This is a genomic window from Wolbachia endosymbiont (group A) of Trypoxylon clavicerum (genome assembly GCF_947251665.1).
Taxonomy (GTDB): Bacteria; Pseudomonadota; Alphaproteobacteria; order Rickettsiales; family Anaplasmataceae; genus Wolbachia; species Wolbachia pipientis.
Genome location: NZ_OX366374.1, coordinates 928,302 through 952,008 on the forward strand (window position 1 = coordinate 928,302; position 23,707 = coordinate 952,008).

General features: G+C 35.5%; 21 protein-coding genes, 1 tRNA gene and 4 pseudogenes. 15 read left to right on the top strand and 11 right to left on the bottom strand.

Annotated elements, in window-relative coordinates:
* The first annotated feature begins 466 nt into the window (after positions 1-466).
* The 3 genes from OPR60_RS04805 to OPR60_RS04815 all read left to right on the top strand — a co-directional run bounded on the left by OPR60_RS04805 (position 467) and on the right by OPR60_RS04815 (position 2,236).
* Positions 467-604, top strand: coding sequence for a hypothetical protein (locus OPR60_RS04805; protein WP_265040132.1), 138 nt, complete (start codon positions 467-469; stop codon positions 602-604).
* Between the two features lie 26 nt (positions 605-630).
* On the top strand, positions 631-1,383 hold the full coding sequence (locus OPR60_RS04810) for an IS5 family transposase (protein ID WP_265040107.1): 753 nt from the start codon (positions 631-633) through the stop codon (positions 1,381-1,383).
* Between the two features lie 100 nt (positions 1,384-1,483).
* A complete protein-coding gene (locus OPR60_RS04815) occupies positions 1,484-2,236 on the top strand; it encodes an IS5 family transposase (RefSeq protein WP_265039632.1) in 753 nt (250 codons plus the stop codon).
* Between the two features lie 180 nt (positions 2,237-2,416).
* On the opposite strand, the gene OPR60_RS04820 is transcribed toward OPR60_RS04815, so the two are convergent.
* Complete coding sequence (locus tag OPR60_RS04820; protein WP_065094388.1) at positions 2,417-4,333, bottom strand: ATP-dependent helicase; 1,917 nt, start codon at positions 4,331-4,333, stop codon at positions 2,417-2,419.
* A gap of 345 nt (positions 4,334-4,678) precedes the next feature.
* Between OPR60_RS04820 and OPR60_RS04825 the strand changes: the two genes are divergently transcribed.
* Positions 4,679-5,491 carry a transposase family protein gene (locus tag OPR60_RS04825; protein ID WP_406829743.1) on the top strand — a complete coding sequence of 271 codons (813 nt, stop codon included), beginning with the start codon at positions 4,679-4,681 and terminating at the stop codon, positions 5,489-5,491.
* A gap of 16 nt (positions 5,492-5,507) precedes the next feature.
* Here OPR60_RS04825 and OPR60_RS04830 read toward each other — a convergent pair whose 3' ends face one another.
* Genes OPR60_RS04830 through OPR60_RS06860 form a run of 3 tightly spaced genes read right to left on the bottom strand, consistent with a single transcriptional unit; the run spans position 5,508 to position 6,382 of the window.
* Complete coding sequence (locus OPR60_RS04830; RefSeq protein WP_265040134.1) at positions 5,508-5,642, bottom strand: hypothetical protein; 135 nt, start codon at positions 5,640-5,642, stop codon at positions 5,508-5,510.
* A complete protein-coding gene (locus tag OPR60_RS04835; RefSeq protein ID WP_406829839.1) occupies positions 5,630-6,202 on the bottom strand; it encodes an IS5 family transposase in 573 nt (190 codons plus the stop codon). Before OPR60_RS04835 ends, OPR60_RS04830 begins: the two co-directional genes overlap by 13 nt.
* A 39-nt stretch (positions 6,203-6,241) precedes the next feature.
* On the bottom strand, positions 6,242-6,382 hold the full coding sequence (locus OPR60_RS06860; protein WP_406829573.1) for a hypothetical protein: 141 nt from the start codon (positions 6,380-6,382) through the stop codon (positions 6,242-6,244).
* 81 nt (positions 6,383-6,463) lie between these two features.
* Here OPR60_RS06860 and OPR60_RS04840 point away from each other — a divergent pair.
* Both OPR60_RS04840 and lpdA read left to right on the top strand, forming a co-directional pair.
* Positions 6,464-6,703: pseudogene (locus OPR60_RS04840) on the top strand (transposase); the annotation flags it as partial.
* 75 nt (positions 6,704-6,778) lie between these two features.
* Positions 6,779-8,152, top strand: a complete 1,374-nt coding sequence (gene lpdA / locus OPR60_RS04845; protein WP_265040136.1) for a dihydrolipoyl dehydrogenase — start codon at positions 6,779-6,781, stop codon at positions 8,150-8,152.
* A gap of 5 nt (positions 8,153-8,157) precedes the next feature.
* Here lpdA and OPR60_RS04850 read toward each other — a convergent pair whose 3' ends face one another.
* Entirely contained in the window at positions 8,158-8,550 is a 393-nt protein-coding gene (locus OPR60_RS04850; protein ID WP_006279962.1) for a hypothetical protein, read from the bottom strand.
* A gap of 132 nt (positions 8,551-8,682) precedes the next feature.
* On the opposite strand from OPR60_RS04850, the gene OPR60_RS04855 reads away from it, so the two are divergent.
* The 3 genes from OPR60_RS04855 (at position 8,683) to OPR60_RS04865 (ending at position 11,383) form a co-directional block, all read left to right on the top strand.
* Entirely contained in the window at positions 8,683-9,435 is a 753-nt protein-coding gene (locus tag OPR60_RS04855; RefSeq protein WP_265039632.1) for an IS5 family transposase, read from the top strand.
* Between the two features lie 37 nt (positions 9,436-9,472).
* The gene (gene murG, locus OPR60_RS04860; RefSeq protein WP_065094778.1) at positions 9,473-10,504 is read left to right on the top strand and encodes an undecaprenyldiphospho-muramoylpentapeptide beta-N-acetylglucosaminyltransferase; all 1,032 of its coding nucleotides are present in this window, start codon (positions 9,473-9,475) and stop codon (positions 10,502-10,504) included.
* A gap of 126 nt (positions 10,505-10,630) precedes the next feature.
* Positions 10,631-11,383, top strand: coding sequence for an IS5 family transposase (locus OPR60_RS04865; protein WP_265040137.1), 753 nt, complete (start codon positions 10,631-10,633; stop codon positions 11,381-11,383).
* A gap of 18 nt (positions 11,384-11,401) precedes the next feature.
* Here the strand turns inward: OPR60_RS04865 and OPR60_RS04870 are convergent.
* From OPR60_RS04870 to OPR60_RS04885, 4 genes and pseudogenes are all read right to left on the bottom strand, one after another.
* A pseudogene (locus OPR60_RS04870) lies at positions 11,402-11,863 on the bottom strand (ATP-grasp domain-containing protein); the annotation flags it as partial.
* Positions 11,864-11,925: 62 nt separating this feature from the next.
* Positions 11,926-12,738 (bottom strand): transposase, encoded by an 813-nt coding sequence (locus OPR60_RS04875; protein ID WP_265040287.1) that lies wholly within the window; start codon positions 12,736-12,738, stop codon positions 11,926-11,928.
* Between the two features lie 99 nt (positions 12,739-12,837).
* A pseudogene (locus OPR60_RS04880) lies at positions 12,838-13,248 on the bottom strand (glutathione synthase); the annotation flags it as partial.
* A 60-nt stretch (positions 13,249-13,308) separates the two neighbouring features.
* Positions 13,309-13,905: a BON domain-containing protein gene (locus OPR60_RS04885; protein WP_065094776.1), complete on the bottom strand. Its 597-nt coding sequence runs from the start codon at positions 13,903-13,905 to the stop codon at positions 13,309-13,311.
* 140 nt (positions 13,906-14,045) lie between these two features.
* Between OPR60_RS04885 and OPR60_RS04890 the strand changes: the two genes are divergently transcribed.
* The 5 genes from OPR60_RS04890 to lon all read left to right on the top strand — a co-directional run bounded on the left by OPR60_RS04890 (position 14,046) and on the right by lon (position 20,004).
* A tRNA-Leu gene (locus tag OPR60_RS04890) sits at positions 14,046-14,127 on the top strand.
* Between the two features lie 158 nt (positions 14,128-14,285).
* Positions 14,286-15,620, top strand: a complete 1,335-nt coding sequence (gene tig, locus OPR60_RS04895; RefSeq protein WP_065094775.1) for a trigger factor — start codon at positions 14,286-14,288, stop codon at positions 15,618-15,620.
* 11 nt (positions 15,621-15,631) lie between these two features.
* The gene (gene clpP / locus OPR60_RS04900; protein WP_006280254.1) at positions 15,632-16,258 is read left to right on the top strand and encodes an ATP-dependent Clp endopeptidase proteolytic subunit ClpP; all 627 of its coding nucleotides are present in this window, start codon (positions 15,632-15,634) and stop codon (positions 16,256-16,258) included.
* On the top strand, positions 16,258-17,535 hold the full coding sequence (gene clpX / locus OPR60_RS04905) for an ATP-dependent Clp protease ATP-binding subunit ClpX (protein ID WP_065094774.1): 1,278 nt from the start codon (positions 16,258-16,260) through the stop codon (positions 17,533-17,535). Before clpP ends, clpX begins: the two co-directional genes overlap by 1 nt.
* Before the next feature lie 15 nt (positions 17,536-17,550).
* Positions 17,551-20,004 carry an endopeptidase La gene (gene lon, locus OPR60_RS04910; RefSeq protein WP_265040139.1) on the top strand — a complete coding sequence of 818 codons (2,454 nt, stop codon included), beginning with the start codon at positions 17,551-17,553 and terminating at the stop codon, positions 20,002-20,004.
* On the opposite strand, the pseudogene OPR60_RS04915 reads toward lon, so the two are convergent.
* A pseudogene (locus tag OPR60_RS04915) lies at positions 20,001-20,468 on the bottom strand (ATP-binding cassette domain-containing protein); the annotation flags it as partial. The gene lon and the pseudogene OPR60_RS04915 sit on opposite strands and share 4 nt — an antisense overlap.
* Before the next feature lie 75 nt (positions 20,469-20,543).
* Here OPR60_RS04915 and OPR60_RS04920 point away from each other — a divergent pair.
* A complete protein-coding gene (locus tag OPR60_RS04920) occupies positions 20,544-21,296 on the top strand; it encodes an IS5 family transposase (protein WP_265039632.1) in 753 nt (250 codons plus the stop codon).
* A 237-nt stretch (positions 21,297-21,533) separates the two neighbouring features.
* Here the strand turns inward: OPR60_RS04920 and recJ are convergent, their stop codons facing one another.
* Positions 21,534-23,273, bottom strand: a complete 1,740-nt coding sequence (gene recJ, locus OPR60_RS04925) for a single-stranded-DNA-specific exonuclease RecJ (protein ID WP_265040140.1) — start codon at positions 23,271-23,273, stop codon at positions 21,534-21,536.
* Positions 23,274-23,707 lie beyond the last annotated feature (434 nt).

Consider the following 23,707-nt stretch of genomic DNA (forward strand, 5'->3'; position numbering starts at 1 on the left):
CTTATCAACTCAGTGTGCTTGCTTACAATTAAAATTCCTGGATCCCAGTGTCAAGCACTGGGATGACAAAGGAGGAAGCACTGGGATGACAAGAGAATGAGGTACTAGATTCCAGCGTTACGCGCTACCGCGGACTGTACCGTTTTTGTCATCCCAGTGCCTTGACTACTTGGATCCAGAAAAAAGGATGGTGTCATGCAAGTAGCTGATACTGGAATCCAGTCTTCACGCAATCCCATTAAAAACGTTGTGTTTTAACATAAGATTAGCTACCTTTACACTTACCAACTCGTTGTCCAATCAAAATTCCTTGATCCCAGTGTCACGCACTGGGATGACAAAAATTGGCACTGGGATGACAAAGGAGGAAGCACTGGGATGACAAGGTTATAGGTGTCATCCAAGTAGCGTGACACTTGGATCTTTCTCAACAATTTCAAAAAAATCTATCAAAAGGAGGATCATTATGTCCACAATAGTTTTATCATCAATTTTTGGTCAAGCAGGCAGCATTTTTGGGCCAATTGGCCAGATTATCGGCTCAGAACTAGGCTCTGTGGACAAAAAATATGAAAAGAGAGAAAAAGATGGTAGTTTAGCCTAATAGGTAAAAAATGGAGAAACTACCATATGCAATATTACATCAAAGAGGAAAATTGGAAACAAATTTTAGAGTTCATAAAAAGCGTAAAAGGAATGCACAGCAAAGATGAAAAACGTTTAAGAATATTCATAGAGGCAGTGTGGTACATAGTGCGAAGTGGTTGCCAATGGAGACTTTTACCAAAAACTTATGGTAATTACAGGAGTATACATAAGCGATTTAAAAGATGGTGTGAAAGAGATGTCTGGAAAAAATTGCTTGAATATACTAAACAAGAGCCTGATTTAGAAGTTGCTATAATCGACGGTACGATCATCCGAGCCCATCCATGTTCATCTGGATATACAAAAAACTCCAAGGATCAAGAAGCTTTAGGGAGGAGCAAAGGTGGCTTTACAACTAAAATACATGCGCTTGTCGATGCACTTGAAAATCCACTTAAATTTACTCTGACTCCTGGTCAAAGAAATGAAATTACGCAGGCACAAGTGTTGACCGAAAGTATCTATAACTCTACTGTAGTAGCTGACAAGGGCTACGATAGCAATGCCTTTGTTACAAGTCTTGAAGACAAGGGATGTACAGTAGTTATTCCGCCAAAACGGAATCGAAAAGTGCAAAGGTATTACGATGAGCATATCTACAAAGAACGTCATTTGATTGAGTGTTTTTTTGGTAAAATTAAAAATTTTAGGCGCATTTTTTCCAGATTTGATAAAACTGCTGAGGTTTTTATTGGTTTTCTCAATTTTGTTGGAGCTCTTGTATGGCTTCTCTAAAATTTTGTCCACAGAGCCTAGGCTCTGTGGACAAAAAATATGAAAAGAGAGAAAAAGATGGTAGTTTAGCCTAATAGGTAAAAGATGGAGAAACTACCATATGCAATATTACATCAAAGAGGAAAATTGGAAACAAATTTTAGAGTTCATAAAAAGCGTAAAAGGAATGCACAGCAAAGATGAAAAACGTTTAAGAATATTCATAGAGGCAGTGTGGTACATAGTGCGAAGTGGTTGCCAATGGAGACTTTTACCAAAAACTTATGGTAATTACAGGAGTATACATAAGCGATTTAAAAGATGGTGTGAAAGAGATGTCTGGAAAAAATTGCTTGAATATACTAAACAAGAGCCTGATTTAGAAGTTGCTATAATCGACGGTACGATCATCCGAGCCCATCCATGTTCATCTGGATATACAAAAAACTCCAAGGATCAAGAAGCTTTAGGGAGGAGCAAAGGTGGCTTTACAACTAAAATACATGCGCTTGTCGATGCACTTGGAAATCCACTTAAATTTACTCTGACTCCTGGTCAAAGAAATGAAATTACGCAGGCACAAGTGTTGACCGAAAGTATCTATAACTCTACTGTAGTAGCTGACAAGGGCTACGATAGCAATGCCTTTGTTACAAGTCTTGAAGACAAGGGATGTACAGTAGTTATTCCGCCAAAACGGAATCGAAAAGTGCAAAGGTATTACGATGAGCATATCTACAAAGAACGTCATTTGATTGAGTGTTTTTTTGGTAAAATTAAAAATTTTAGGCGCATTTTTTCCAGATTTGATAAAACTGCTGAGGTTTTTATTGGTTTTCTCAATTTTGTTGGAGCTCTTGTATGGCTTCTCTAAAATTTTGTCCACAGAGCCTAGTATAACCTTCTCACTTCTATTGTCTATTTGTTTGTTATGTAATAGAAATTGGTATGAGATTGAAGAATTAAGTGTGAACGGTTACAGAATTTTTGCCAGGAGAAACATATAGTTGAAGTAATTCAGATTTGTAAGATATGTTTATCTGTAATTATAGCTTCAACAGTAGGCAATGTTGCTTTTAATTACCTCAACATTTTCTCTTGGCAATTCTTTAATGAACCGAGAAGTGCGCATCGGTTGCCACTGGTTGTTAATTTCCCTCCTATCTGCACATAAAATGATTAACCTTTCTTTGGCTCTGGTTATGCCAACATATGCGAGTCTCCTTTCTTCTTCTAAAGCTTTACCACTTTTGTCATCAAAAGATCTTTGATGAGGAAATAATCCCTCTTCCCAACCAGGTAGAAACACGCACGGGAATTCAAGTCCTTTGGCTGCATGAAGAGTCATAACATATACAGTGTCATCGTTATTCATATTATCCACTTCCATCACTAGACTTATATGCTCCAAGAAAGTTGTGGCATTATCGAAATTTTTTAAAGATGAGATGAGCTCCTTGACATTTTCTATTCGTGCTAAGCCTGTTACCTCCTCATTTTCAAGCATTTCAATATATCCTGATTGGTTTGCTACGATTTTAACGAATTCATGCAGTGGTTTTACACTTACCATCTCTTCCCAAGCTTTAATTTTATTTAAAAAATCGTTGAGTGAGAGTTTAATTCTTTCGGTTACCTGATTACTATTAACTAATATTTTTGCTGCCTCAAAAAAAGAAATTTTATTATCCTGAGCAGTCGTGTATATTTTCTTTAGAGTTGTAGCTCCTATGCTTCTTTTTGGCCGATTTACTATCCTTTCGAAAGCTAAGTCATCGTTATTGTTTGTAACGAGTCTTAAATATGCAATTATATCCCTGACTTCCTGACGTTCGTAGAATTTTACACCACTTATAATCTTGTAGGGAATTGAATATTTTATAAAATACTCTTCGAGAACTCTAGTTTGAAAAGTGGCCCTTACCAGCACTGCAATGTCACTAAATCTGTATTTATTGAGCTTTAATATCTGTTCGCTTATGAACCTTGCTTCAGCTTTTCCATCCCATAACTTTATTACGTTTACCTTTTCCCCTTCAATGTTTGTTGTCCACAATTTTTTTTCTAAGCGAGTCTTATTGTGATTGATAACATATGACGCAGTTGCAAGTATGTGGGATGTTGACCTGTAGTTACACTCTAGTTTAACGGTTTTTGCATTTTTAAAATCATCAGAAAACTTCAAAATATTTTCAACTTCTGCACCACGCCAACTGTATATTGATTGATCGTCATCTCCTACACAGCAAATATTTGAGTGCTCTTTTGCAAGGTATTTTAGCCAAAGATATTGTATCGCATTTGTATCTTGATACTCATCTACCATGACATATTTAAACTTATTTTGGTAGTAGGACAGAACTTCAGTCTTTTGATTAAAGAGTTGTATGTTATATAGCAATAAGTCACCAAAATCGACAGAGTTAAGGAATTTTAACCTTTCCTGATACTGGTGATAGACTTTGAGTGCAGTTACGTACACTGGCCTAAATGATTGAATATCTTCCACTTCAGGTGGCAATAAGCACTTCTCTTTCCATTGCTGAATAATATTCATAATGGTCTTACATTTTTCTGATAGGTAATCAGGGCTTATTTCATTAATAATATTTTTTATTACCTGTAATTGGTCATCCACACCAATGATTGTAAAATTGGAATTTAGTCCCACGACTTCAGCATGATGACGTAGAATTTTTGCTGCAATTGCATGGAAAGTGCCAAGCCATGGTATGTTTGTGCCTGTTAGCTCAAGTACCCTTGATACCATCTCATTTGCTGCTTTATTTGTGAATGTAACTGCTAATATTTCATCAGAATAAGCGTGACCGTTTCTAATTATGTGCGCTATTCTTGAAGTAATCGTTCTTGTTTTTCCCGTTCCTGCTCCTGCCAGTATCAAAACTGGTCCATCTATGTTAGTTACAGCTGATTGTTGTTCTGGATTTAGCAGTGAGAGATAATCGTTCATCTTAGCCCTATAGATTATAACTTCGTAAAGTTAAACCTATGATCGAAATATTGTAAAGGTTTTATTGAATAGAACAGTTAAAGAATGCTTCACTCAAGTACTACATATTTAAACGTAGGTTTTACATCTATTTTGTTTTAGTAGTTTCAGGTGTATGTCGAGTAACAACAACTTGATTTGAGGTATTGGCACCAGAACTTCTGCTTGTTGGGTGGATAAGTGGAGTTTGGAATGACTTATATGTATAGACCTGCTGCAAAAGGTGATTGAAAAAATGATGTGAGAGGGGTAGAAGAAGAATAAGCAGATCAAGTAAGGAAAAAAATGAGCTTTAGTTACTATAATATGAAAAAACACCCAAGAAACTTTCGTAATATAACAGGTTTAAGTATAGAGGAGTTCGAAAAAGTAGTAGAAAAAGTGAGGTCTGGATGGAAAAAACTTGAAAAACAGAAAAAGTGTCATGGTAGAAGATCAAAACTACCAACTCTGGAAGATAAGTTGTTTTGCGTAATTTTGTACTATCGCACTTACATAACACATAGATTTTTAGGATGCCTATTCAATGTGCACAACGCAAATGTATGTAGGTTACTTAAGAGAATAGAGCCATTACTCGCCAAAAAAGTGACTATAACAAAAGATAGAAGTATGACGCCAGAAAAAATACTGAAGATTTTGGCTGATGTTACAGAACAGCAAATACAGAGGCCAGAAGATAGTAAAAAACAGAAGAAATCATATTCAGGAAAAAAAAGAACCAACACTATGAAAACTGAGATTATTATCGAAGAAGGAGGAAGAATTTTATCAGTGTCAAAGTCATACCGTGGTAGAATTAGTGATTTTCGCATAAGGAAACAAGAAAAATATTTACCACTTGATAGCATAAAACATGCTGATTCTGGATATCAAGGTTGGCAAAAATTGCAAAGCAATGTTATAATTCCATATAAAAAGTATCGTAAAAAGCCATTAACTCCAGAGCAGAAAGAGCATAATAGAAGGTTAGCATCATTTAGAATGAGAGTAGAAAATAAGATCCGAGAGATAAAGATATTTAAGATTATGTCGAATGTTTATCGCAATTTTCAGAAAAAATATAACTTGAGGTTCAATATTATTGCTGGTATTGTAAATCTTAAGCACGCCTTTTAGTTAACCTTGATTTTATTCACCCTCCTTTCCTTTTTTTTATCGCTTGATTCGCAGCAGGTCTATACATAAATCCATACGCTTTTTCTTTAAATTCTCTCAATGATCTACTGAAACTTGCTAGGCTCTGTGGACAAAATTTTAGAGAAGCCATACAAGAGCTCCAACAAAATTGAGAAAACCAATAAAAACCTCAGCAGTTTTATCAAATCTGGAAAAAATGCGACTAAAATTTTTAATTTTACCAAAAAAACACTCAATCAAATGACGTTCTTTGTAGATATGCTCATCGTAATACCTTTGCACTTTTCGATTCCGTTTTGGCGGAATAACTACTGTACATCCCTTGTCTTCAAGACTTGTAACAAAGGCATTGCTATCGTAGCCCTTGTCAGCTACTACAGTAGAGTTATAGATACTTTCGGTCAACACTTGTGCCTGCGTAATTTCATTTCTTTGACCAGGAGTCAGAGTAAATTTAAGTGGATTTCCAAGTGCATCGACAAGCGCATGTATTTTAGTTGTAAAGCCACCTTTGCTCCTCCCTAAAGCTTCTTGATCCTTGGAGTTTTTTGTATATCCAGATGAACATGGATGGGCTCGGATGATCGTACCGTCGATTATAGCAACTTCTAAATCAGGCTCTTGTTTAGTATATTCAAGCAATTTTTTCCAGACATCTCTTTCACACCATCTTTTAAATCGCTTATGTATACTCCTGTAATTACCATAAGTTTTTGGTAAAAGTCTCCATTAGCAACCACTTCGCACTATGTACCACACTGCCTCTATGAATATTCTTAAACGTTTTTCATCTTTGCTGTGCATTCCTTTTACGCTTTTTATGAACTCTAAAATTTGTTTCCAATTTTCCTCTTTGATGTAATATTGCATATGGTAGTTTCTCCATTTTTTACCTATTAGGCTAAACTACCATCTTTTTCTCTCTTTTCATATTTTTTGTCCACAGAGCCTAGTGAAAGTGGAAGAAAAGTTGGCAAAGCTCAAATCAAAGGAGGCAGGTTTTATGCAAGGAAAGCACTATACATGTCAGCTCTTGTTGCTATGCGCCACAACAGAAAAATGAAAGCGTTTTATCAGCGTTTGGTTGATTCTGGCAAAGCTGCTAAGGTTGCATTAGTTGCTGTCATGAGAAAAATTATCGTTTGTTTAAATGCCATGATAAAAAATAACAACTTTTATCTTGACTCTTAAGACGGTAGATGACAGACCATTGATTGTATGGGTTCCATCTGTTATATATAATCTTTTTGAATACGAAGAAAACTGATGAATGAGTATGATATTACGGTTATAGGTAGCGGTCCTGGTGGTTATATAGCGGCAATTAGGGCGGCACAGCTTGGGTTTAAAACTGCAATTGTGGAAAAAGAAAAAAATTTAGGCGGTATATGCTTAAATTGGGGATGTATACCAACAAAATCACTGCTTAGAGCATCTGAGGTTTATAGGCTAATAAAAAGATCAAAAGAGTTTGGTATAGAAGTAAAGGGAGCGAATTTTGATATACAATCAATAGTGAAATACTCAAGAAACGTTGTTGATAAATTGTCAAGCGGTGTTGCATATTTGATGAAAAAAAATAATATCAAAGTTCATCAAGGTTTTGGTAAACTTGCAGGCAATAGTACTATAAAAGTCGTTAGCGATAAGGAAGAACAAGAAATTGTTTCCAAGCATATCATTTTAGCAACAGGCGTGAGGGCACGGAATCTGCCTGGAATAGAGGCAGATGGAGATTTAATATGGAATGCGCAGCACGCTATGACTCCAGAGAGATTACCAAAATCGCTACTAATTGTAGGGTCTGGTGCAATTGGAATAGAATTTGCAAGTTTTTATAGTACTTTGGGGGTTGATGTAACAATCATAGAGATAAAGAGCACTATTTTGCCGCTGGAGGATAAGGACATTTCAGATTTAGCACAAGAAATATTCACAAAACAGGGGATAGAAATATATACAAGCAGTAGCGTAAAAGCTCTTACTAAAAGTAAAGACTCTGCTCAAGTGCTACTAAGTAGTGGTGAGAGCAAAGAATTTGAGAGGGTGATTGTTGCGGTTGGAATTCAAGCAAATATTGAAAATATAGGTTTAGAAAATACAAAAATTAAATTAAGCCCTTCTGGCTTTATTGAAACGAATGAATGGTATGAAACTAGTGAATCAAATGTGTATGCAATAGGTGATGTAGCTGGCCCACCATGTTTAGCACATAAAGCGAGCCATGAAGCCGTGATCTGCATTGAAAAGATTGCTGGTAAAAATGCTCATGCGTTAAAAAAAGAATGCATACCAAATTGCACTTATTCTCATCCACAAATAGCGAGCATCGGCCTTACTGAGGAACAGGCAATAAAAGGTGGGTATGATATAAAAATAGGAAAATTTCACTCTAACTTTAATGGTAAGTTTGTTGCACTCAGTGAAACTGAAGGGTTAGTGAAAACGATTATAGATAAAAAAACCGGAGAAATTCTGGGTAGCCACATGATAGGTGCAGAAGTAACGGAGTTAATTAGCAATTTTGCTCTTGCAAAGCAACTAGAAGGAACAGACTTCGACATAAAATCTACGATTTTTCCTCATCCAACCATTTCAGAGATGATACATGAATCAGTGCTTGCTGCAGATGTTAAATAGTTGAACTAACGTTCCATCGTTTTAGAGTTGTCAATGTCTTGAGTAGTAGTTTGATTAGGCACTTTAGTTTCAATAGATTGATTACCACCAGCATCAGAATTCTGTAACTCTTCTTTCAATCCCTTAGCTGCTTCTTTAACTTCAAGCTTTGCCTTTGGATGAAGATCTTCTGGGCCTTTTCCTTTAGTATCCAAACCTTGTTGTAGATTAGTGCTTTTCATTTTATTATGCTGCTCGTGCTCAGGTAGGTCAACGACCGAATTGAAAAGAATTTTTATTATATTTTTTAGCAGTTCTAAAAAACCTCCGCTTCTGCCTTCTCTTTGTTCTTGAGGTTTATTTTTCTCATTAGGTTCTTTTTTACTATTACTTTTAGGCATTTTTAACTCAACTATCATAACGCTTAATAAAATTCTACGTGCAAATTGTTAAATAACAGTTAACAATCTAAGCTCTGTGGACAAAAAATATGAAAAGAGAGAAAAAGATGGTAGTTTAGCCTAATAGGTAAAAAATGGAGAAACTACCATATGCAATATTACATCAAAGAGGAAAATTGGAAACAAATTTTAGAGTTCATAAAAAGCGTAAAAGGAATGCACAGCAAAGATGAAAAACGTTTAAGAATATTCATAGAGGCAGTGTGGTACATAGTGCGAAGTGGTTGCCAATGGAGACTTTTACCAAAAACTTACGGTAATTACAGGAGTATACATAAGCGATTTAAAAGATGGTGTGAAAGAGATGTCTGGAAAAAATTGCTTGAATATACTAAACAAGAGCCTGATTTAGAAGTTGCTATAATCGACGGTACGATTATCCGAGCCCATCCATGTTCATCTGGATATACAAAAAACTCCAAGGATCAAGAAGCTTTAGGGAGGAGCAAAGGTGGCTTTACAACTAAAATACATGCGCTTGTCGATGCACTTGGAAATCCACTTAAATTTACTCTGACTCCTGGTCAAAGAAATGAAATTACGCAGGCACAAGTGTTGACCGAAAGTATCTATAACTCTACTGTAGTAGCTGACAAGGGCTACGATAGCAATGCCTTTGTTACAAGTCTTGAAGACAAGGGATGTACAGTAGTTATTCCGCCAAAACGGAATCGAAAAGTGCAAAGGTATTACGATGAGCATATCTACAAAGAACGTCATTTGATTGAGTGTTTTTTTGGTAAAATTAAAAATTTTAGGCGCATTTTTTCCAGATTTGATAAAACTGCTGAGGTTTTTATTGGTTTTCTCAATTTTGTTGGAGCTCTTGTATGGCTTCTCTAAAATTTTGTCCACAGAGCCTAGGATTTATTATTTACAGATGGATATTATTTTAGCAACAGGTGGCACAGGTGGGCATATCTTTCCGGCCATAGCTTTAGCAAAAGCACTAAAGACACAAGGATACAATTGCATATTATTCACTGATAAAAAAACAAATAAAAATACCGACATAGAAAGCTACACCTTACCATTACGTAGACCAAGCAGCAACAAATTTAAGTTTTTCCTTTTCTTGATATACAGCTCTATGTTAGCACTGTATCAAGTAAGAAAATTAAAACCAAAATCGGTCATTGGTTTTGGTAGCTATGCTTCTTTTCCAACTCTTCTTGCAGCAAGAGTTCTTTCTATACCTATAATTTTACATGAACAAAACACAGTTTTAGGGAGAGTAAATAGATTCTTTTTCAAGAGTGCAAAATTAATTGCAACCAGCTTTCCGGAGACTAAATATGCAGAGGGCAATAAATGTATTTTTACAGGAAATTTTGTTGATATAAAAGCACAGAGCCATTCTAGCACTGAGAAAATCCTAAATATATTGGTCATAGCAGGCAGCCAAGGTGCAAATTTTTTTGATGATGTAGTAAGCAGCGTGATTTGTGATTTACCTATTAAAATGAAAAAGAAAATTAGAGTGACGCAGCAATGTACGAAGAAAAATATAAACAAGGTCAAGAGTCTATACAAAAGTGAAAAGATCGATTGTGAATTGAGTGAATTTTTTGATGATATGGAGAATAGACTGGCCAATGCTCACTTGGTAATTAGCAGAGCAGGAGCAACTTCAATAGCAGAGATCACTCTTGCTAGGCGTTCTGCTATATATATTCCTTACCCTTACTCAAAAGATAATCACCAATTTTATAACGCAAAATATATTGAAGACTCGAGAGCAGCTATAATAGTTGAGCAGAATAGTGAAGCAAAAAAAAATCTAACAGAGGTACTATTTGATCTATTAAATAATTCTCAAAAATTGCGTGATATGACCAATAGTACAGAAAAAACAGGGATAAAGAATGGGACTACTGAGTTTGTTAAGGTGATTGTTCACAGGTTTAGTTGATGGCTGCTTGCTTTTTCTTCAAACACGTCCCAAAGATCCTTTTCTAGGCTCTGTGGACAAAAAATATGAAAAGAGAGAAAAAGATGGTAGTTTAGCCTAATAGGTAAAAAATGGAGAAACTACCATATGCAATATTACATCAAAGAGGAAAATTGGAAACAAATTTTAGAGTTCATAAAAAGCGTAAAAGGAATGCACAGCAAAGATGAAAAACGTTTAAGAATATTCATAGAGGCAGTGTGGTACATAGTGCGAAGTGGTTGCCAATGGAGACTTTTACCAAAAACTTGTGGTAATTACAGGAGTATACATAAGCGATTTAAAAGATGGTGTGAAAGAGATGTCTGGAAAAAATTGCTTGAATATACTAAACAAGAGCCTGATTTAGAAGTTGTTATAATCGACGGTACGATCATCCGAGCCCATCCATGTTCATCTGGATATACAAAAAACTCCAAGGATCAAGAAGCTTTAGGGAGGAGCAAAGGTGGCTTTACAACTAAAATACATGCACTTGTCGATGCACTTGGAAATCCACTTAAATTTACTCTGACTCCTGGTCAAAGAAATGAAATTACGCAGGCACAAGTGTTGACCGAAAGTATCTATAACTCTACTGTAGTAGCTGACAAGGGCTACGATAGCAATGCCTTTGTTACAAGTCTTGAAGACAAGGGATGTACAGTAGTTATTCCGCCAAAACGGAATCGAAAAGTGCAAAGGTATTACGATGAGCATATCTACAAAGAACGTCATTTGATTGAGTGTTTTTTTGGTAAAATTAAAAATTTTAGGCGCATTTTTTCCAGATTTGATAAAACTGCTGAGGTTTTTATTGGTTTTCTCAATTTTGTTGGAGCTCTTGTATGGCTTCTCTAAAATTTTGTCCACAGAGCCTAGCGATATATTATACAATTTATTGATATAAACTACTCCCGTGGGTGAAGTTGTGTTAATTTCGAGCAGGAAGTCATCTATAATATCAATACCAACAAATATTAGCCCCCTTTTCTTTAATTCAGGACCAATTTTGTTACATATTTCATTGTCCCTATCGTTCATTTGAGCGGGTTCAAAACTTGCTCCAAGCCGCACATTTGTCCTGATCTCTCCACTGATTTTTGGAATTCGTTTCATTACACCAATTGGTTGGCCATAAAGTAGCAATATTCTTTTATCTTTATCTATGTTTTTACAAAATGATTGTGCAATCACAGGGCATTCGTATTTTGCTATCATGAGATCCACTACTACTTGAATACTATTCTCATCTTGTATTCTTATCACATCGTTTCCTCCATAACTATACAATGGCTTCAGAATAATATCTTGATAGTTGTAGTAGAAATCTCTAATCATTAGACCTGCTGCGAATCAAGCGATAAAAAAAAGGAAAGGAGGGTGAATAAAATCAAGGTTAACTAAAAGGCGTGCTTAAGATTTACAATACCAGCAATAATATTGAACCTCAAGTTATATTTTTTCTGAAAATTGCGATAAACATTCGACATAATCTTAAATATCTTTATCTCTCGGATCTTATTTTCTACTCTCATTCTAAATGATGCTAACCTTCTATTATGCTCTTTCTGCTCTGGAGTTAATGGCTTTTTACGATACTTTTTATATGGAATTATAACATTGCTTTGCAATTTTTGCCAACCTTGATATCCAGAATCAGCATGTTTTATGCTATCAAGTGGTAAATATTTTTCTTGTTTCCTTATGCGAAAATCACTAATTCTACCACGGTATGACTTTGACACTGATAAAATTCTTCCTCCTTCTTCGATAATAATCTCAGTTTTCATAGTGTTGGTTCTTTTTTTTCCTGAATATGATTTCTTCCGTTTTTTACTATCTTCTGGCCTCTGTATTTGCTGTTCTGTAACATCAGCCAAAATCTTCAGTATTTTTTCTGGCGTCATACTTCTATCTTTTGTTATAGTCACTTTTTTGGCGAGTAATGGCTCTATTCTCTTAAGTAACCTACATACATTTGCGTTGTGCACATTGAATAGGCATCCTAAAAATCTATGTGTTATGTAAGTGCGATAGTACAAAATTACGCAAAACAACTTATCTTCCAGAGTTGGTAGTTTTGATCTTCTACCATGACACTTTTTCTGTTTTTCAAGTTTTTTCCATCCAGACCTCACTTTTTCTACTACTTTTTCGAACTCCTCTATACTTAAACCTGTTATATTACGAAAGTTTCTTGGGTGTTTTTTCATATTATAGTAACTAAAGCTCATTTTTTTTCCTTACTTGATCTGCTTATTCTTCTTCTACCCCTCTCACATCATTTTTTCAATCACCTTTTGCAGCAGGTCTATTGATATATTTTCAGTAATCAAAGTTGGCGGAATTAGCTCTGGAAATAATGAAGTTATCAATTTTTCAGGACAATTTCTTATTTCTGTTGGATTGTTAATTACCAATGCGCTGGTTTTTTCTAAGATATATGTTGTTGTAATATAACGCATATCAAAGGGTGGATCCTGTCTGATAAATATGATGTCCATTTCATTCAGGTTGATTGCTACATCCTCTTGAGAGATAAAACTAAAATCATCAACGCTGACTTTCTGAGCCAGAGCAATTGGATGGTTTAGCTTTAGTGCTAAATTGTTAGAAGCATAGACAAAAACTTCGTGCTTCCTCCTTTGTGCTTCCTTTATTAGCACGAATGTAGTGTCAGTTTCAAAATTTATATTTTCATCCATCTGAAAGGCAACTTTCATTTATGTTCTCTACCTATTGTCACAATTGTACAAATGTTATAATTTGAAAGCGATTTTTGCCTAATGGCGTAACTTACTGTACCTATATCGTACATAACTCACAACTTGTTTTACTCCCTTTACTTTTCTTGCAATTGATATTACAGCTTTTAATTCCGCTTTATTTTGGGCTATACCCATCAAATAAACAACTCTATCAACCGTATTAACGCTATAATTAATTGATTTAATATTTCTTTTCCCCAGAAGTCTTGTTCTTATTTCCGCTGTTATCATGCCATCTACAGTAGTGTCTAGCATGGAAGCCATTTGTATTGGTATTACTCTTATTTCATTTATCACTTCTTTAATTTCTTTTTGCTGCCAAGCTATTTTTTCTGCTGTAAGTTGTTTTTCAGGAGTGTCAACACTTCCAATGAGCAATACTCTTCCTTCACTTACTTTAACCTTTATGGATGAAAATAGCCCATGTTTTAAGAGCCCCTTATTAATTCTGATGACCATAGTCGTATCATCAATGATATTTCCCAAGGATTTGTCCTGCATTGTTATTGCTGTTGCTGTCGCTGTAGCCACCACACCACCTATTATAAGGGTTGTGCAACCACTTTGTGTAATCAAAAAAATTGCGAGTAAGAAGCTTGTTATTAATCTCATTATTGATTTTCAGGGTTTAGAGCTTTCATTAAGAAATGTTAATAAGCTTTTTTGATTGTGTAAATACTATAAATTAAGTAAGACTTTAAACCTTGAATATTTTTAATGGAATACCTATAATAGGGTACTGAAAATTTCTTGCGGATATGGCGGAATTGGTAGACGTGCCAGGTTTAGGTCCTGGTGAGCTTGCTCGTGGGGGTTCAAGTCCCTCTATCCGCACTTTAAAGTCATGTAACTTAGGTTTTAAGGGAAAATTTATAATCACTAAATACACTTTTGTTTGTGTAAAAACCTGTTCTTAAGGATTGTGTTTAACTTAAATTCTGGTAAAATGACTCTATTAAGATATGAATTAAAATGTTAATAAATGAATTATGATGTCTAATAATATACCTCAAAATACAGTCGAAGTAAGTAGCGTATATACCTACAAAGAGCTTAGTATAGATAAACTAAAGTATGAGTATGAAATCACAGTTGGTAGTGATTATATAAAACAAAAGGTAAATTCCAGGTTGCAAGAGATAGCAGAAAATGCAAAATCACCTGGATTTAGGGCTGGAAAGATGCCCTATGACCTTGTTGTTGCAAATTATAAAAACGAGGCTTTGGAATATGTGATAAATAATACAATTGATTATTGCTCAAGTGATTTGATGAAAAAAATTGAAGTCAAGTCTCACATTTATTCTAAGGTTGATGTTATATCATTACCAGATCTGGGCAAAGAAAATGAGGAGGGCAATTTTGTATACAAGCTGTCTTTTGAGTCGATGCCTGAAGTACCGATGATAGATCTTGACAAAATAAACTTAAAGAAAATTGAAGCAAAGATTGAAGAGGAAGATATAAAAGAATTTATTGATTCTATCAAAACAAAGTTCCCCAATTTTGCCTCTGTTGATGATGCTTCTTATCAAGCGAAAGATGGGGATAAATTGATAATTGATTTTGAAGGGCGGATTAGGAATAAGCTCTTTCAAGGTGGAAGTAGCAAAGATTTTGCCGTTAATTTAGGGTCTGGCACATTTATTAATGGTTTTGAAGATCAATTAACTGGTATGAAAAAGGGAGAAACAAAGAACTTTAAGTTGAAATTTCCTGAAAATTACCAAGCCATTTCCCTTGCAGGACAGGAAGCTGATTTTTCTGTGCGAGTTAATGAGATTCAAATTGCCAAAGATTTTGAAAATGATGATGAAATAGCTAAGAGTATTGGGTTTAAAGATTATTCTTTGCTAATAAATCATGCAAAAAAAATGATTGGTGATCAGTGCACCGAAATGAGAAATCTCTTAATTAAAAAGGAGCTGTTTGATTATTTGGATGCTAATTATAGTTTTGATTTACCCACAGACATAGTAAAACAGGAGCAACAAAGAATGGAAGGAGAATTGGGTGCTCAAAATGATTCTCGTAAAGAAGCTGAAAAACGTGTAAAGCTTGCTATGTTATTTATGAAATTTAGTGCAGAACATAAAATATCATTAACTCAAAATGATGTTTTGAGTGTTATTGTAAATCAATATGTCAGTAAAGATGTGCAATTTGACAGAGTACTTAAGCATTTTGAATCAAATAAACAATTTCAAGAATTAGTTAGAGGGCAAGCGCTTGAGTATAAAGTGACAGATTATATAATAGAAAAAGTTAGTAAAGAAGAGCAGATTGTTTCTGTGAAAGAATTAAAGGAATTATTTGATAATATTTAATAGGAAAAGGTATGACTCTTATACCAATTGTAGTTGAACAAACTAGTCGCGGTGAGCGCGCTTATGACATATATTCAAGACTAGTGAAAGAAAGAATAATTTTTGTAACAGGTCCTATTGAAGACAATATGGCCAGTGTAATAGTAGCACAGCTTTTATTTTTAGAATCGGAAAATCCCGATAAAGACATTTGTATGTACATCAACTCACCAGGTGGTGTTGTAACTGCTGGTTTGTCGATCTACGATACAATGCAGTATATAAACCCAGACGTTTCAACTTTATGTATAGGTCAAGCTGCATCTATGGGTTCTTTATTGCTTGCAGCTGGTACGAAAGGTAAGCGCTACTCTCTACCTCATTCAAGAATTATGATACATCAGCCATCTGGTGGTTATCATGGTCAAGCAACTGATATAGAAATACATGCTAATGAAATTTTGCGGGTTAAGAAAAAACTAAATCAAATTTATGAAAAACATACTGGAAATTCACTGAAGAAAATTGAAGGAATGATGGAAAGAGATAAATTCATGGATCCTGAAGAAGCAAGGAAAATTGGCTTAATTGACAGGGTGATAGCTGAGCGTACAGATATTGAAATTGAAAATATTAAAGTTAAACAAAAGGTGGGTTAATGGATAACAATAATGATTTACACTACTGTTCTTTTTGCAACAAGGCGCAAGATGAAGTAGATAAATTGATTACTAACTCTTCGGATGGTTTAAAGGTGTTTATTTGTAATGAGTGCATAGAATTATCCCATAAAGCAATAAGTCAAAAGAAAGATAGATCTTTTAATTCAGATCGTATATCTGATATGAAGCTATTACTAAAGAAACCTGAGGATATAAAAAACTTTCTCAGCAAGCATGTTGTAGGTCAAGAACACGCGCAACACGTTTTATCTGTAGCTATGTATAACCATTGTCAATCCATGGTACAATTTCATGCTATAAGTGATATTGAAATCGAGAAGTCAAATATAATGCTTATTGGTCCCACTGGTTCTGGTAAGACTTTGCTAGCCAAAACACTTGCTAAAGTTTCAGATGTGCCATTTGCTATGGCTGATGCGACAACTTTAACTGAGGCAGGTTATGTGGGTGATGATGTAGAAAGCGTGTTGTCGCGTTTATTACAAGCTGCAAATTATGACGTTGTAAAAGCACAGCGTGGTATAGTGTTTATAGATGAAATAGACAAGATTACAAGAAAATCTGAAAGCACTTCAATAACCCGTGACGTTTCAGGTGAAGGGGTCCAGCAAGCTCTGCTTAAGATTATGGAGGGTACAGTTGCTTATGTTCCGCCACAAGGAGGGCGAAAACACCCACAACGAGAGTTTATACAAGTGGATACTAGTAACATACTGTTTATTTGTGGAGGAGCTTTTGAAGGCCTCGATAAAATTATTGAAGCGAGAAAAAAGGGAACGTCAGTTGGCTTTGGAGCAGATATAAGTCAGTCTAAAGAGCAAAAGAAAAAGAATGCTTTACATGATGTTCAACCTGAAGATTTAATCAAATTCGGTTTAATACCCGAATTTGTAGGGCGGGTTCCAATAACTGCTGTTTTAGATGAGCTGGATCATGAAGATTTAATACATGTGTTGACAGAGCCAAGGAATGCACTAATAAAACAGTACAAAGCATTGCTTGCGTTTAGCAAAGTAAACCTTGAGTTTTCAGATGAAGCAATATCAGCTATTGCTAAAAAGGCTATAAGCTACAAAACAGGTGCAAGAATGTTACGTGCTATCTTGGAGTCACTTTTGCTTGACATTATGTATACATCTGGAAACGGAGGCTTTGAAGGTAGCACTATAGTAATCACTAAGAAAATGGTAGAATTAGGAAAAGCAACGGTTAATCATAATAACAATGGCAATGTTATAACGGTTAATGATTAATTTGAGGCATATATTATGAACATTGAACGTGCTGTAAGCTCTAGTTTTACTGCATTGCCAGTATTACCTTTAAGAGATGTAGTAATTTTTCCAAATATAATGGTGCCTTTATTCATAGGCAGAGAAAAATCTGTTAATGCACTAGAGTATGCAATAAGTAGTAGTAATCACCAAAATGAGATTTTTCTTGTAGCACAGAAAGATGGCTCTGTTGATAATCCAGAGCCTGAAGATCTTTATGAAGTAGGTGTGTTAGCAAGCATTGTACAACCGTTAATAAAATTACCTGACAATGCAGTAAAAGTTATAATCCGGGGGATAAGAAGGGGAAGAGTTGTAGAATATATTAGCTCTCATACTTTATTACAAGCCAGGGTAGAGTTAGACAATCATTATAAAGAAGATGAAGACAATATTGATTTAGAAGCTTTAAGGCGGTCTGTTGTAGACGCGTTCGATAGCTGGTGTAAGCTAAACAAGAAAAATCAACCCGAGGTTGCCATTAACTCCATTGATCAAATCAAAGAAGTTGATCAACTTGTAGACACGGTAGCTTCACATTTAAATATAAAAGTATCAGATAAACAAAGTATACTTGAGGCTTATGACCCAGAAGAGCGTTTAAAAAAAGCTTTTGCTTTTATTGAGAGAGAAATGAGTATTTTGAACGCACAAAACCGTTTATATAAGACAATTAAATCGCAAGTTGAAAGCACTCAGAAAGTTTACTACCTTAACGAGCAATTGAAAGCTATACAGAAAGAATTAGGCGAATTTGAGAATGGTGATGAAGGGAATATGCTCAATGAATTTGAAAAAAAGATAAATGAAACAAAGCTTTCTCAGGAAGCAAGAGAGAAAGCTATAACTGATTTGAAGAGATACAAGAAAATGAATCCCATTTCTCCTGAAGCTACAGTTATATCTAGTTACTTGCATTGGTTGCTTGAGTTGCCATGGGGAAAGTACAAAGATGCAAAAATTAACTTAAATGCAGCTAAGAAAATCTTAGATGAAAATCATTATGGCATAGAGAAAGTAAAAGATAGAATAATAGAATTTTTAGCGGTATTAAAAAGAGTAAAAGAGATAAAAGGTCCTATACTTTGCTTAGTTGGACCGCCAGGTGTTGGTAAAACTTCTTTAGCTAAGTCTATGGCAAGAGCAGTAGGAAGAGATTTTGTTCGCATAGCTCTTGGTGGTGTGCGTGATGAGTCTGAGATACGAGGGCATAGGAAAACTTATATTGGCTCAATGCCTGGTAAAATCATTCAACACATGAAAAAAGCTAATTCATGCAACCCGCTTTTTCTGCTTGATGAAATAGATAAGATGGGTTCTGATTCGCGTGGCGATCCTGCATCTGCATTACTTGAGGTTTTAGATACTGAGCACAATAAACACTTTACGGATCATTACTTGGAAGTTGAGTTTGATCTTTCAAGTGTAATGTTTGTAGCTACGGCAAACAGCTTAAATTTACCACATCCTTTGCGTGATAGGATGGAAATTATACAATTGTCCGGGTATACTGAAGATGAAAAAATCAGTATTGCTACACATCACCTTATTCCGAAGTTAAAGAAGGAGCATGGTTTGTATCAGAAGGAATGGGACATAACTAATGAGGCGTTATACGAGTTGATACGTTTATATACACGTGAAAGTGGTGTGCGGAGTATGGAAAGGGAGCTTGCAAAGCTCATGAGAAAGGCAGTTAAAGAAATATTGACTGATAAAAATAAGAAAATATCCGTAGGGGTTGACAATTTACAAGATTATTTAGGGGTACGTAAATATACCTTTGGCATTGCGGAAAATGAGAGTTTAGTAGGAATAATAACTGGGCTCGCCTATACTGAAACAGGTGGTGATATTTTGATGATAGAATCAGTCCTAATTCCGGGCAAGGGAGAAATAAAATACACAGGAAAGCTTGGAGAGGTTATGCAAGAATCTATAAAAGCTGCGTATAGTTATATTCGATCAAATTGTTTGTTTTTTGGTATAAAGCCCGAAAAATTCCAAAATAATGATATACATTTACATGTACCTGAGGGTGCGGTACCAAAAGATGGCCCTTCTGCTGGCGGCGCGGTATGTACGTCTATTGTTTCTCTTATGACGAATATACCAGTTAACAAAAATGTTGCTATGACAGGCGAAGTGACATTGCGTGGTAGAGTTTTAGCTATTGGGGGCTTAAGAGAAAAATTGCTTGCAGCGCTCAGAGGATCAATCAAAACTGTGATTATACCAAGTGAAAATGAGAAAGATATGCAAGAGATTCCGGCAAGCATCAAAGAGGGGATCAACGTAGTTTTTGCTAAGAATATTGATGAAGTTATGAAAGTTGCTTTAATGCACCCTACTACTCCAATTGATGGTGATGATAATCAAAATAGTGTGCCTTCCTCTATAGAAAGTAAAGATGATACTTTTCCTATGTCGGAAACATTGAAGCATTAGATTAAAAAAATATTATCAATCTCCATTTCTCTTTTATCCGGCAAAAATCCACCAACTTGCGCATTCCATAGGGCCTTATACATTCCGTTTTTATCGAGAAGTTCCTGATGCGTGCCATCTTCTAAAATCTTACCTTGATCAAACACTAAAATGCGATCCATATGCAAAAGCGTAGATAGGCGGTGGGCTATTACTATTGTAGTTTTATCTTGCATCAACTCCCATAGAGATTCTTGAATATTACTTTCAGTCACAGAATCAAGTTGTGATGTTGCTTCATCCAGAATTAATATAGGAGCATCTTTTAAAATAGCTCTTGCAATTGCAATACGCTGCCTCTGTCCTCCTGAAAGTTTTACACCTCTTTCTCCAACGAGAGACTCATAACCTTGGGGTAATTTTGAAATAAACTCATGAGCATGTGCTTTTTTTGCCGCTTCAATTACTTCATCATCGCTAGGCTCTGTGGACAAAAAATATGAAAAGAGAGAAAAAGATGGTAGTTTAGCCTAATAGGTAAAAAATGGAGAAACTACCATATGCAATATTACATCAAAGAGGAAAATTGGAAACAAATTTTAGAGTTCATAAAAAGCGTAAAAGGAATGCACAGCAAAGATGAAAAACGTTTAAGAATATTCATAGAGGCAGTGTGGTACATAGTGCGAAGTGGTTGCCAATGGAGACTTTTACCAAAAACTTATGGTAATTACAGGAGTATACATAAGCGATTTAAAAGATGGTGTGAAAGAGATGTCTGGAAAAAATTGCTTGAATATACTAAACAAGAGCCTGATTTAGAAGTTGCTATAATCGACGGTACGATCATCCGAGCCCATCCATGTTCATCTGGATATACAAAAAACTCCAAGGATCAAGAAGCTTTAGGGAGGAGCAAAGGTGGCTTTACAACTAAAATACATGCGCTTGTCGATGCACTTGGAAATCCACTTAAATTTACTCTGACTCCTGGTCAAAGAAATGAAATTACGCAGGCACAAGTGTTGACCGAAAGTATCTATAACTCTACTGTAGTAGCTGACAAGGGCTACGATAGCAATGCCTTTGTTACAAGTCTTGAAGACAAGGGATGTACAGTAGTTATTCCGCCAAAACGGAATCGAAAAGTGCAAAGGTATTACGATGAGCATATCTACAAAGAACGTCATTTGATTGAGTGTTTTTTTGGTAAAATTAAAAATTTTAGGCGCATTTTTTCCAGATTTGATAAAACTGCTGAGGTTTTTATTGGTTTTCTCAATTTTGTTGGAGCTCTTGTATGGCTTCTCTAAAATTTTGTCCACAGAGCCTAGATCTCTTGCTACTTTTGCAACTGGTTGACCTACTTTTCTTTGTTCATTTGCCAGCTTAACAGCTTCCAATTTGAATTCTGCCGTTATTCTCTTGCCATTTCTAATCCTCCAAAATTTTATTTTACCCGAAAAAACTCCTTTCTTTCTCTCCACTTTTTCTGGGTAAGGTCAGTTTATCTTGTCTACCTATTTTGCCACTCTGCTGAACAGATATACTCAACTAATGGTCAATACATCTTCTATTAAAAATTGTACAAATTCATTGCCATTCCAGTAATTCATAGAGATCTTACCCAAAATAGCTTTAACATTACCCTGCATGATAGCAGAGCCAAGATGAGTATTTGCAGAACGAAATGCAATAGCTCTTACCATAACATTATCATCAACAATAAAACATTTTATATGGTCAACTCCTATAACTTCAGGCTTTCTTATCTTTGCTCCTTGGATAATAAACCTTGGTTCAGGATTTCCAACTCCAAATGGTCCCAAGCGTTGCAATTGATTCCATAAAGACAAATTTATTGCTTTAGCAGTTACTATACTATCAGCTTTTAAAGTTTTCTCATTTATAGAGTTTGAAAATCTTTCAGTAAAAAAATCATGCAAATCATTTATTTTGTCTTCTTTAATTGAAAATCCTGCCGCCATACTATGGCCACCACCTTCAATAATCAAATTTATAAACTTTGCGGAAAGGACTGCAGCACCGATATCAACTCCAAAAATTGATCTACAGCTTGCTTTTCCTATTCCATTATTTAAAGATATCACTACTGTTGGCAAGTGAAACTGCTCCTTTAGCCTTGATGCAATTATACCAATTATTCCCTGGTGCCAATTGCCACTTATCATTATAAAATTCGCACCTGATTGGGCAGACTTTTCCGCTTGTGCTGTAGCTTCCAAGAGAGCCTCATTTTCTAACACTTTTCTTGCATTATTCAAATCTATTAATTTTAGCGCGATTGAATGTGCCTCTTCATCATCATCGGTGGAAAGCAACCTTGCACCAAGCGATGCTTCTCCAATTCTTCCTCCAGCATTTATGCATGGCCCAATACTAAACCCTAATCGAGAAACACTTGGTTTTTCAAGGATTCCCAAAACATCAAATAAAACACGCAAGCCAACGTTTTTTCTTGTTGACATAACTTTTAATCCTTGTGAGACAAGTGCTCTATTGAGGCCTGTGATCTGCATAACATCACAGACAGTTCCCAGGGCAACCAAATCCAGCAGATCAAATAAATCTGGTTCTTTTTTGTTGGTAAAAAATCCTTGCTCACGTAGGCTTTTATTAAGAGCAACAATTAGCAGAAATGAAACTCCAACTGCTGCTAGGTTATTATAAGGAGAGCTCTCATCAAGGCGGTTTGGATTCACAACTGCTACGGCGCTTGGTAATTTTTCCGTACCAAGATGATGATCGACAACTATAATATCAAGACCAAAAGCCTTTGCATCTTCTATCGGTTGATATGCAAGCGTACCGCAATCAACGGAAATACATAAATCAATTCCATTCTTTTTAAGTTGTAATAAAGCATCTGTGTTTAATCCATAGCCCTCATCAACACGATCTGGAATGTAGATTATAGAGTGTATATCGATTGCTCTCAGGTACCTGTTAATCAATGCTGACGACGTTGCACCATCAACATCATAGTCACCAAATATTGCAAGGTTTTCATCATTTTTTATTGCCCGTATTATACGAGAAACAGCTTTATCCATATCAAGAAGGTGAAAGGGATCTGGTAATAGCGATCTGATTAGTGGATATAAGAAGTCGCTTGCATTTTCTATGTTAACACCACGAGTAACCAATATTCTTGCTAATATTTCTGGTAACTCAAATCTCTGTGTAAGAGTTAAGATTTGCCTTTGATCTGCTTCTTGCAACTTCCACAATGCATTTGTTATGCTGCGCTTTTCAATTTCAAGTAGCATATTCTTTCTTTGTAAATAAAACTACTTTACCAGAATTTTTAAGCTTGTTCTATAATTGTATTAGACTTCTGCATAACCTAAACTAAGTAGAAAAAAGGTATCATCTAAGTAGCTGACACTGGTCTCCATCCAAGAGGGCAGTAGCCCCTTCGGTGTCATTCCAGCGCGTGACCAGGTCTTTTTAGCTATCATAGGATGACAGAAGCAGACACTCCACTTTGTCGTTCCAGTGCCTCCTTTTTTTGTCATTCCAGTGCCTTGACTATTTGGATCCAGGAAAAAGAATGGTGTCATCCCAGTGCCCCTATGATGTCATCCAAGTAGCCTCCCTCTCCTGTCATCCCAGTGCTCCTTTTTTTGTCATCCCAGTGCTTGACACTGGGATCCAGGAATTTTATTAAGTTGGTAAGCATAAAAGTATTATGTAAAATACA

Excerpts from the sequence above, each read along its gene's own strand:
- tig (WP_065094775.1), top strand. The coding sequence starts at position 14,286 with ATGTCTAATAATATACCTCAAAATACAGTCGAAGTAAGTAGCGTATAT.
- OPR60_RS04850 (WP_006279962.1), bottom strand. The coding sequence starts at position 8,550 with ATGATAGTTGAGTTAAAAATGCCTAAAAGTAATAGTAAAAAAGAACCT.
- OPR60_RS04810 (WP_265040107.1), top strand. The coding sequence starts at position 631 with ATGCAATATTACATCAAAGAGGAAAATTGGAAACAAATTTTAGAGTTC.
- OPR60_RS04885 (WP_065094776.1), bottom strand. The coding sequence starts at position 13,905 with ATGAGATTAATAACAAGCTTCTTACTCGCAATTTTTTTGATTACACAA.
- OPR60_RS04825 (WP_406829743.1), top strand. The coding sequence starts at position 4,679 with ATGAAAAAACACCCAAGAAACTTTCGTAATATAACAGGTTTAAGTATA.
- clpP (WP_006280254.1), top strand. The coding sequence starts at position 15,632 with ATGACTCTTATACCAATTGTAGTTGAACAAACTAGTCGCGGTGAGCGC.
- lon (WP_265040139.1), top strand. The coding sequence starts at position 17,551 with ATGAACATTGAACGTGCTGTAAGCTCTAGTTTTACTGCATTGCCAGTA.
- OPR60_RS04805 (WP_265040132.1), top strand. The coding sequence starts at position 467 with ATGTCCACAATAGTTTTATCATCAATTTTTGGTCAAGCAGGCAGCATT.
- OPR60_RS04830 (WP_265040134.1), bottom strand. The coding sequence starts at position 5,642 with ATGGCTTCTCTAAAATTTTGTCCACAGAGCCTAGCAAGTTTCAGTAGA.
- OPR60_RS04920 (WP_265039632.1), top strand. The coding sequence starts at position 20,544 with ATGCAATATTACATCAAAGAGGAAAATTGGAAACAAATTTTAGAGTTC.
- OPR60_RS04820 (WP_065094388.1), bottom strand. The coding sequence starts at position 4,333 with ATGAACGATTATCTCTCACTGCTAAATCCAGAACAACAATCAGCTGTA.
- recJ (WP_265040140.1), bottom strand. The coding sequence starts at position 23,273 with ATGCTACTTGAAATTGAAAAGCGCAGCATAACAAATGCATTGTGGAAG.
- OPR60_RS04855 (WP_265039632.1), top strand. The coding sequence starts at position 8,683 with ATGCAATATTACATCAAAGAGGAAAATTGGAAACAAATTTTAGAGTTC.
- murG (WP_065094778.1), top strand. The coding sequence starts at position 9,473 with ATGGATATTATTTTAGCAACAGGTGGCACAGGTGGGCATATCTTTCCG.
- OPR60_RS04865 (WP_265040137.1), top strand. The coding sequence starts at position 10,631 with ATGCAATATTACATCAAAGAGGAAAATTGGAAACAAATTTTAGAGTTC.
- OPR60_RS04815 (WP_265039632.1), top strand. The coding sequence starts at position 1,484 with ATGCAATATTACATCAAAGAGGAAAATTGGAAACAAATTTTAGAGTTC.
- OPR60_RS06860 (WP_406829573.1), bottom strand. The coding sequence starts at position 6,382 with ATGCAATATTACATCAAAGAGGAAAATTGGAAACAAATTTTAGAGTTC.
- lpdA (WP_265040136.1), top strand. The coding sequence starts at position 6,779 with ATGAATGAGTATGATATTACGGTTATAGGTAGCGGTCCTGGTGGTTAT.
- OPR60_RS04875 (WP_265040287.1), bottom strand. The coding sequence starts at position 12,738 with ATGAAAAAACACCCAAGAAACTTTCGTAATATAACAGGTTTAAGTATA.
- clpX (WP_065094774.1), top strand. The coding sequence starts at position 16,258 with ATGGATAACAATAATGATTTACACTACTGTTCTTTTTGCAACAAGGCG.